The organism is Streptomyces sp. 150FB (assembly GCF_000818195.1).
In the GTDB taxonomy this organism is placed as follows: Bacteria; Actinomycetota; Actinomycetes; order Streptomycetales; family Streptomycetaceae; genus Streptomyces.
In genome coordinates this window covers 1,132,417-1,140,453 of sequence record NZ_JTHL01000001.1, presented here as the reverse complement: position 1 = coordinate 1,140,453, position 8,037 = coordinate 1,132,417, and the positions used below count along the sequence as shown (strand labels likewise).

Genomic DNA, 8,037 nt, shown 5'->3' with positions numbered 1-8,037 from the left:
CGACACCGAACCGCCTGGACCTGGCCGCCCGACGCCGCCGCCACGCGCGGACGGCAACTGTCCGGCCAGGAACGCGCCGCTCTCGCCGCCCGTCTCCCCGTCGAGGCGGCCCTGGTCCTCACCGAGCAGGCATCAGCCACCGAACCACTCGCCGGCTGGGCCTTCGTCAAAGAACTCGCCACCCGCACCGCCACCACTCCCGCCGTCGCGCGCTGGGACGCCGGCTCCGTCCTCACCACCCTCGCCTTCATCGCCGGCCCGGACCTCCTCACCCGCATCCTCGGCCGGCTGCCCGCCGGCAACGCCCTGCTCTTCGGTCGCGCGGAACTCCTCCAGGCCGCCTGACGCTCCATACGCCGGCCGGGGGTGTAGGACCTCACTTGCGGACGAGACGTCCTGGCCATAGATGGGCTGGTCAGCCTGCGCCGTCGGGCGGTTGAGGCGCAGGCATGGTTGCGGGTGTTACAGCCCGGAGGCGACCGCCCTGGCCTGGCAGGGGTCGGCCCTGAGGCCGGCGAAGCCGTCTGCGTTCGCAGGCTCCCGTCAGGGCCTCACCCCGAGTGCCCCTCCGTGCGTAGCGTTGCGTCAACGATGTGGGGGTTGAAGAGTTCCCGGATACAGAGGAGCGGCCTGCCCTGGCTGTCGAGGGTGTAGGTCTTGACCGCGCAGAGGGTGCCGTCGGGCCATGTGGCACGGCCGATGCGCACGATACGCCGGCGCAGGGACAGTCCTGCTTCGGCAAGTGCGAATCCCACCGGCTGGGAGGGGTCGGCGACGGCTCTGTCCACTCGAAGGTCCACTCCGGAGCGGGCCGCGACTGTGTTGTCCGACACCGTTAGCCCCGTGGCCGTCAGCAGACAAGCCCGGCGGAACAGGCAGTCGTCGGTGCGCTCGGGGCGGAGGGCTTCCCGGATGTCGGGCGGGAGGCCTTCCGGGCTGAGGGTCCGTACATCGCGGGCCCGGGCCCGCAGAGGTCCGCGTACGAGCGCCTGAAGGAGCGGGGTGGTCAGGCCGTCGCTGGTCAGGAGCATGCGCGTTGCCGCACAGCGGAAGGTCATCGCGACAGGATCCAGACCGCGCAGCGCGGACTCCGGGCCGGGCTGAAGAGTGTGGGTGGACATGAACGTCCTCGGTTTGATCGCCGGAGGAATCGAGGTCTTGCGGCCCCGGGGAGGCCCGTCGGGGATCCGGCCAACCAGCATGACATCGCCGCCGTCCAGCCGGACGCGCCGGAGTCCCAGGCCTCCGCCAACGGCACCATGTGGTCGATGTCGAGTGCGCCAGCGTTCGTGACGAGCGTGTCGTCGTAGTACGACCGCCAGGTTCCGCCGGTGATCTTGCAGCCGGGTCCGACGGTCGGTGCGGTGACGGCCTCCTCCAGGAGCACCTCCGGGCGGGTGTTGCAGGAGTCCTTGTCGGCGTCCACCCAGTGCCTGAACTGGTGCGCTCGTAGCCGGCACGTTGCTCGGCGGCGACGGGAAGCGCCTTGGTGCCGTCGGCGAGGGACGTCGTCGTCTCCGCGGCATGCGCCGGGGCGGCGGCGAGCAGAGGCAGGACGGTGATGAGAGCGAGGCCGACGGCCTTCAGAGTCTTGGTCATGCGCTCTTCGTAGCGGCGCCGACGAAGCCGGTAGCAGCGAACCGGCGGGACATCACTCGGATGGCGGCGAAGATCTTGAACGAATCCCGTCCTTCAGCGATCAGGTAGGCAGGAGCGCCAGCGTGCCGCTGACATGGCGTCAGTGTCAGTGGAATTCTGACGCCATGGACTTTGCGGCGCGGCGTCACGCGCGGGACACGGCGGAGAAGCTGCTCCGGGAGCGCTACAACGACGGACGCGAGTTCATTGATCCGGTGGAAGCGATGAGAGCGGTACGCGCGGCAGCGTACGGGTAGGCGGCCCGCTCGGGCGCGAAGGCGCCGGAGTTCCCGGCGGAGGATGTCCTGGCCGCACTGTCGCAACTGGGTGAGGCGCGTGCCCAGATGGACGCCCTGGAGGCCGATCTGATCCGCGCCGCCCGCATGCGCGAGGCCCCGTGGGGTGCGGTCGCCCAGGCGCTGGGGCTGCGCACCCGGCAGTCCGCGGAAAGCCGGGCGCTTCGTCTGGAGCGGGCGCAGAAGTCCGCGGACGGTACCCGGGATGCCGCCGCTCAGCGCCAGGAGCGCAGGTGTCAGCGGAACGCTGACACCTGGTGTCTGGCGCGCGAGGGACGGATCCGGGAAGTCTGCGAGCGCCTGGGCGACGCCTCGGCGGCGTGGCCGCAGGAGGGAAACCCGTCGGTCGCGGCGTCCGTGCACGCACTGGCCGCCGCGCTGGCGGCGGGCGCCGGGCCGGTGCGCCTGGCCGACGACTTGACCGGACTGCGGTGGGCGGTCGCACCGTACGACGCGCCATTCCTCGAGCCGGTGGGCAAGCAGGCCGCCGACGCCGCGCGGGCCTGCGACGCGATGCTGGAGCTGCTCGCCGAACTGTCCGGCGTACGGTCCGGGAGGCTTACCGCCGACGGCAGCCCCGCGTCAGCGGTTCACTGACGCGCATCGGGGGAGGGTCGTCGGCGGTGCTGGACAAGTCCGCCTCGCGGCACCGCTGTTCACGAGTGGCGGCGGGGGTTCAGGCCGGTCACCGGGTGCGCTGCGGCTCGGCGCTGCTCCCCCAGGCCCGGCGCAACCCTGCTTGCGGCCACCCGTAGATGCGCTCGAATCCGGCCTGGGGCGCAATGGTCACCACGACCTGGTAAGCGACACGACCGTCGGGGTACGCGAAGCGTGCGTTCACCGGGGCCAGCGATCACCGGCCGCCGGTCCGTACGTACACGGCCGGCCCCGTACCACCGGGCCATGCCCACACCGCCGGCGGCTCACCGTCCTCCGGCCGTCACGGCGGCCGGCTTTCCGTGGGAGAAGTCTCTGCGGGCCTTCGACTTCGACGCGAACCCCAACATCGACGCCGCCACCATCCACACCCTCCCCGCTGCGAATGGATCAAGAAGAGCCAGCCGCTCTGTCTGATCGGCGACTCCGGCACCGGCAAGTCAGACATGCTCATCGCCCTGGGCACCGAAGCGGCCATGAAGGGCTACCGCGTCCGCTACACGCTCGCCACGAAGCTGGTGAACGAGCTGGTCGAAGCGGCTGAACAAGACCATCGCCCGCTACGGCCGCGTCGACCTGCTCTGCATCGACGAACTCGGCTACATGGAACTGGACCGCCGCGGCGACGAACTCCTCTTCCAGGTCCTGACCGAACGCGAGGAGAAGAACAGCGTCGCCATCGCCTCGAACGAGTCCTTTGGGAAAGCGCACATGTTCCGGCGAACCTGTGCCAGGCAGCGCCGAAACTTCACAGGTTCCGGTGGCGCCTCGGATCCTGCATGATCGACCCGTGCTGATCGAACTGGTAAAGGTCGCGAGGTTTCCCGGAACCTCCTGGCTGGCCGATGTCCGAACCTCGTTCGGTCACACGGCAGTCCGGTGGTGCGGGGACCGGGCCGTGAGCCTGGCGAGTACCACGTCGAGTGGACCATCGACGAGGACATCGTCTGGGGGCGGAACGCCAAGCATCTGCCGGTATCGGTCCTGGGCTCCGGACTGGCGGGCACTGCGTTGTGCTGCGGGGCCGGTTGAGCCTCACAGAGGACGGTGCCGCCCTGCTGGACCTGGACGGCACCACTGTCCTGTTGGACCTTGCCGATCAGATGCCAGAAGGTGTTGCCGGCACCTGGGTCGAGCTCTTCATCGAGCGGGAGAAGATCGCTCTCTACCCCTACGAACTCTGACCAGAGGTCAGTCCTTGGTCGATTGATGAACGCTCCCTGTTCATCGGGGCGGGCATCGCCGTGAGCGTTTCATCAGTAAGACGCGTGCCGACCTGCTTCCGGTGCCGAGGGAGGCCGCGCCGCAGCCGAACTTGAGGTTGCGGTGGGTCGCGTATAACGGTGCCGCCGCCCTCGGTCACTGCCAGGAGAGCCGTCCACCCGCCCAGCCTCGTGAAAGCGTGCGCGTGAGCCCCGTGACCGGCAGGCCCACATGATCCACAGTCTCAGCGGCCGCTCGCGGGGGATAACCCCACCGCGCTCGCTGGTCCCAGCGCCACCGCCAATAGACATGTCAGCAGGATCGTGCGAGCTGCCGGGATCTCGAATGATTGGGCAGACACGGCGCACCCTCTGCTCTCGAAGGATCACTCATGTCCCGCACCCCCCGCAGGCACCGGTCCATGTACCGCGTGCTGTCGTCTCTCGCCGTGCTGACCCTGGCTGCCGGCGCCGCCACGGGGTGCAGCAGCAACGACTCCTCGTCCAGTTCCTCGGCCTCTACCTCCGCCATCCCGTCCGCCTCTGCGGGGACCGGCAAGGCGGCCGAGGCGAAGCTGCACATGGTCGACAACGACGGTCACCGCCTGGCCTTCTACGCCATACAAGGCAGCGGTTCCACCATCGTCCTGGACTCGGGCGGCGGCGAGGACTCCTCGCAGTGGAAGGACATCGCCCCCAAGGTTCACGCGGCCACCGGCGCCACCGTCATCACCTACGACCGGGCCGGCCTCGGCAAGAGCGACGTGGTGCCCGGCGCGTGGAAGGTCCAGGGCGCCGTCAGTGACCTCAAGGCGGGCCTCAAGCAATTGGGCATCACCAAGGACGTCACCCTGGTGGCCCACTCCCAGGCCGGCGAGATCGCGAACAACCTCGCCCAGGACGATCCGGAGATGCTCTCCGGCGCGGTCCTGGTCGACGCCAACCTCCCTCAGTTCTTCACCGACGAGGAAATCCCCCGCCTCGTCGCCGCGACCCAGCCGGACGTCGACGCAGCGAAGAAGGACCCCGAGAAGCCGGCCAACCGCCAGCTCATCTCCACCGCGGAGGGCTTCGCCGAAGCGCACCAGGCCTTCCACAAGGTGGTGTGGCCCACCTCAGTGCCCGCAACGGTCATGGTCTCGGAGAAGACCCCGTTCGCAGGCTCTCCCCCGGACGCTCAGCACTGGCGTGATGCGGCCGCCTCATTCGTCAAGGAAGCGCCCAACCGGACGCTCGTCACCGCCAAGGGCACCTCCCACGAGGTGCCGACGGAACGCCCCGACCTCGTACTCAAGGCGATCGAAGACAGGTTCGCCGCACAGCACTGACCCCAAGGACGCCGGCGGTCTTGCAGACCAGGTGCGGACCGCCCGGTACCAAGCAAATAAGTGGCTGGTTGGGACGGCAGTACGCCGTCCAACCAGCCAGGCACAGTGCGCCGGCGGTGAGGCTGTGGCGGCCGAGCAGGTTCAGGTTGTCCCTGGCCCTGTCCGGAGGTTCTCGCACCGCCACCTACACGACGCAGTACGGCCGTGGGTGTCCGCCGACACCTCTGCGTCGCGGTTTTGGTGAATCGCGGAAGCCCCGTTCGGCGCGGCTGCCCCTGGTGCTGAAGGCGGTTGATCCGCCTGGCCCGTGGTCAGAGTTGCTGCTGGATCCAGAAGGTGAGGAGGCCGGCGGCGCCGGTGCCCAGGCCGTAGCAGGCGCCGCGGAGCATGAGCCCGGCGGCGGCGCGCCAGCGGGGCGCGGCCCAGTGCAGGAGTCGGTGTAGGGGGCCGTTTGTCTTGCGTGGGGGGTGGTGGGGACGATTATGGTGCACGGAGACGTCCTTCTTCCGGGAGGGTGTTGTGCGGGGAGCCCTTCCGGAAGGCCACGGTGAACTCGGCTGCCAGCGGGCCCCGGTCCGGGTGGGTGCCCTTTCACTTGCCGTAGGCGCACTTGGTCTCCTCGGAGAAGAACTGAGGATGACCGGGGAGCATGAACGCCTCCGCGACCCGCTCCGGAGGCAGAGGGCACACGGCGCAGTACTCGACTGCCTCGATGTGTCGCCGCAGGGCAGGGGTGGCGGAGGTCTTCCAGTCGGTCCAGGCATCCGCGACCGTGACGTGCATCCCTCGGTGGTGCTCGAAGTGTTCCCGGACGTCCTCGACACGCTCGCCGAGCTGAAGCGGCGCGGCGTGCGGCTGGCCGTTGTGTCGGACGCCTGGCCGAACCTGCCTGATCTGCACGAGGGGCTGGGCATCCGCGACTACTTCGAGGTGTACGCGATCTCCGCGGTGCTCGGCTGCGAGAAGCCCGACCCGCGCATGTACCACCACGCGAGCACCGGGCTCGGTCTCAAACCGTCCGAGTGTCTGTTCGTCGACGACCTCCCGGGCCTAGTTTCCGCGGCAATGGCGCTGGGATACAAGGGTCGGGCGCTGTGCCGGACCGCAGCGACGGACCAGGTCCCATCCATCATGTCCCTGACCGAACTCCTGGAACTCGTCTGACCGTACGACGGTAACGGTCCATCGTCGCTCGGCCACGTTCTCCAGAAGGCGACTGCGGTCACCGGTCACGCCGAGCTCCACGACCAGGTTGGCCTTTGGAACCCATCCAACGGGGCTTCCCGGCTGTTCATGAGCCAGGTGAGCGTCTACCAAGCCGAACTGGGTCTGCCGTCCGGCATCGGCCCCATGCAGGCTGACGAGTGCCAGATCCACCCTCTCGTGTTCAAGGAGTTTGTCGACGCCCTGCTCGCGTGGCACCGGAGAACGAGTCACGCAGTCATGGTTGCCCTGTCCGACGGCTTCGTCACCACGGTGTTGGTCTTGGCGGAGAGGGCAGGCATCGAGGTGAACTGGCTGCCAGCAGGCGTCGCCGAGGACGGCGGCCTCAAGGATGTTCAGGTGCCGGCGGCCCAGGTTTCCTCTGAGGGGACTTGGACAGCCGCCCTTAAGTGCAAGTCACGCGAGCTGGGCCGCTTCATGCCGGCCTGAGCCAGGTCTGCCCCGCGAAGTGCTCGGAAGCCGCAGAAGGCGATGCTCTATGAGTAGAGCAGGACACGCTTGCGGAGGAGATCAAAGCCGGCTCGGCCGAACATCTGGCATTTGGGCATCTTGATCCGGTTGACGTGTCCTTCGACGACGCCGGAGTCGCCCAGTACCTGCGAGTGCGCCTGCATGACGAGAGGCAGCCCGCCCTCGCTGTGCGAGGGCGGGCTGCGTTGATGTGTCGATGGGCCGGTACGCGGCCGGCGCTGCTAACGGCCTTGCCAGCCCGAGGTGCGGTTGGAGTCCGAGTTCCAGGTGGTTCGACCGGCTGGTCCCGGTCTCGGACCCCCTGGGCCCCTTACGGGGCGGCGGTGCACGTCAGCTCCTGCTTAGAAGCTCTGGGCTGTGATGTCGCCGTTGGAGGTGGTGGCACGGATGTCGAGTTCGGTGGTGCCGTTGTTCTTGAGGGCGTTGTTGATGCGGCCGTGGCTGGTGCCGGCGTCCAGGGCGGCCGAGACGCCGGCGGCGGCGCCCACCGAGATGTCGCCGGACTGGGTGCGGAGTACGACCGTGCCGTGCACGGCCTCGGTGATCCGGATGTCGCCCCTCGCGGTGGTGATTTCCGCGGGGCCGTTGAGCCGGCGTACCTCGACGTCGCCGTCGATCGCGGTGAGACGGACGCTCCCGGCCTCGTCGATCTTGATCTGGCGGTAGGCGCCGTCGAAGGCGATGTCACCGAGGCGTCCGACGCTGCGGACCTCGGAGGCGGCGGCTTTGCCCTCGATGCTTGACCCGGCAGGCAGTTGGACGGTGATCTCCAGGGACCCGGAGGCGCCGAACAACTGGTTCTTGGGGCCGGCTGTGTGGATCCGCAGGACGCCGTCGGCGTAGGCGACGGTGGTCTGCTCGGCGGCCTGGACGTCGCGGCCCTTGGCGGGGTTGGAGGGGAGGACCTCGACGGTGGTGTCGGTCCGGTCGGCGGCGATGAACTGGACGCGCCCGGCGGGGATGTCCAGGACGGCGGAGACGGGGGTGGGGGTGTCGAACTTCTGCATGATGCTCTCCTCGGGCTCACTCGTTGTTTCTGATGTGAGAAACGCTATGTTGCGTTCGAGGATTACGCAACGAGTACGTTGCGCATGTAATGCATTCATGCAGGTGAAAGCTTAGATTTTGTTGCAACGAGTGTAAATTTAACGCAATGACAGACCTACTGATCGTTGCATTGAGGTGCTGGCGAACGCTACGCTGTCGGCATTGAGGAACGTA

11 protein-coding genes and 3 pseudogenes are annotated in these 8,037 nt (G+C 68.3%); 8 read left to right on the top strand and 6 right to left on the bottom strand.

The window, feature by feature from the left end; all coding sequences use genetic code 11:
* Positions 1 to 345, top strand: a 345-nt coding sequence (locus tag QR77_RS04430) for a DUF2267 domain-containing protein (RefSeq protein ID WP_052488538.1), incomplete at its 5' end; no start/stop codon positions are given.
* A gap of 206 nt (positions 346 to 551) precedes the next feature.
* Here QR77_RS04430 and QR77_RS04425 read toward each other — a convergent pair.
* Positions 552 to 1,121, bottom strand: coding sequence for a chorismate pyruvate-lyase family protein (locus tag QR77_RS04425; RefSeq protein WP_160310883.1), 570 nt, complete (start codon positions 1,119 to 1,121; stop codon positions 552 to 554).
* Positions 1,122 to 1,210: 89 nt separating this feature from the next.
* Positions 1,211 to 1,599: pseudogene (locus QR77_RS48265) on the bottom strand (HNH endonuclease); the annotation flags it as partial.
* A gap of 164 nt (positions 1,600 to 1,763) precedes the next feature.
* On the opposite strand from QR77_RS48265, the gene QR77_RS49745 reads away from it, so the two are divergent.
* The 5 genes and pseudogenes from QR77_RS49745 (at position 1,764) to QR77_RS04405 (ending at position 5,121) form a co-directional block, all read left to right on the top strand.
* Positions 1,764 to 1,895 (top strand): hypothetical protein, encoded by a 132-nt coding sequence (locus tag QR77_RS49745; RefSeq protein ID WP_269084308.1) that lies wholly within the window; start codon positions 1,764 to 1,766, stop codon positions 1,893 to 1,895.
* An 87-nt stretch (positions 1,896 to 1,982) separates the two neighbouring features.
* Entirely contained in the window at positions 1,983 to 2,531 is a 549-nt protein-coding gene (locus tag QR77_RS04415; protein ID WP_052488536.1) for a hypothetical protein, read from the top strand.
* Positions 2,532 to 2,873: 342 nt separating this feature from the next.
* Positions 2,874 to 3,293 (top strand): annotated as a pseudogene (locus tag QR77_RS44885) (ATP-binding protein); the annotation flags it as partial.
* 326 nt (positions 3,294 to 3,619) lie between these two features.
* Positions 3,620 to 3,775, top strand: coding sequence for a hypothetical protein (locus QR77_RS46500; RefSeq protein ID WP_160310882.1), 156 nt, complete (start codon positions 3,620 to 3,622; stop codon positions 3,773 to 3,775).
* 410 nt (positions 3,776 to 4,185) lie between these two features.
* The gene (locus QR77_RS04405) at positions 4,186 to 5,121 is read left to right on the top strand and encodes an alpha/beta hydrolase (RefSeq protein ID WP_040019757.1); all 936 of its coding nucleotides are present in this window, start codon (positions 4,186 to 4,188) and stop codon (positions 5,119 to 5,121) included.
* 311 nt (positions 5,122 to 5,432) lie between these two features.
* On the opposite strand, the gene QR77_RS45810 is transcribed toward QR77_RS04405, so the two are convergent.
* Both QR77_RS45810 and QR77_RS47350 read right to left on the bottom strand, forming a co-directional pair.
* Positions 5,433 to 5,612 carry a hypothetical protein gene (locus tag QR77_RS45810; protein ID WP_150130354.1) on the bottom strand — a complete coding sequence of 60 codons (180 nt, stop codon included), beginning with the start codon at positions 5,610 to 5,612 and terminating at the stop codon, positions 5,433 to 5,435.
* A 100-nt stretch (positions 5,613 to 5,712) separates the two neighbouring features.
* Positions 5,713 to 5,904, bottom strand: a complete 192-nt coding sequence (locus QR77_RS47350; RefSeq protein WP_173476252.1) for a hypothetical protein — start codon at positions 5,902 to 5,904, stop codon at positions 5,713 to 5,715.
* A gap of 9 nt (positions 5,905 to 5,913) precedes the next feature.
* On the opposite strand from QR77_RS47350, the gene QR77_RS04400 reads away from it, so the two are divergent.
* Both QR77_RS04400 and QR77_RS04395 read left to right on the top strand, forming a co-directional pair.
* Complete coding sequence (locus tag QR77_RS04400) at positions 5,914 to 6,285, top strand: HAD-IA family hydrolase (protein WP_236710537.1); 372 nt, start codon at positions 5,914 to 5,916, stop codon at positions 6,283 to 6,285.
* Positions 6,286 to 6,381: 96 nt separating this feature from the next.
* Positions 6,382 to 6,774, top strand: a pseudogene (locus QR77_RS04395) (DUF6086 family protein); the annotation flags it as partial.
* Between the two features lie 47 nt (positions 6,775 to 6,821).
* Here the strand turns inward: QR77_RS04395 and QR77_RS45805 are convergent.
* Positions 6,822 to 6,959 carry a transposase gene (locus tag QR77_RS45805; protein ID WP_040019755.1) on the bottom strand — a complete coding sequence of 46 codons (138 nt, stop codon included), beginning with the start codon at positions 6,957 to 6,959 and terminating at the stop codon, positions 6,822 to 6,824.
* A 198-nt stretch (positions 6,960 to 7,157) separates the two neighbouring features.
* Positions 7,158 to 7,823, bottom strand: coding sequence for a DUF4097 family beta strand repeat-containing protein (locus QR77_RS04385; protein ID WP_040019754.1), 666 nt, complete (start codon positions 7,821 to 7,823; stop codon positions 7,158 to 7,160).
* Between the last annotated feature and the right edge of the window lie 214 nt (positions 7,824 to 8,037).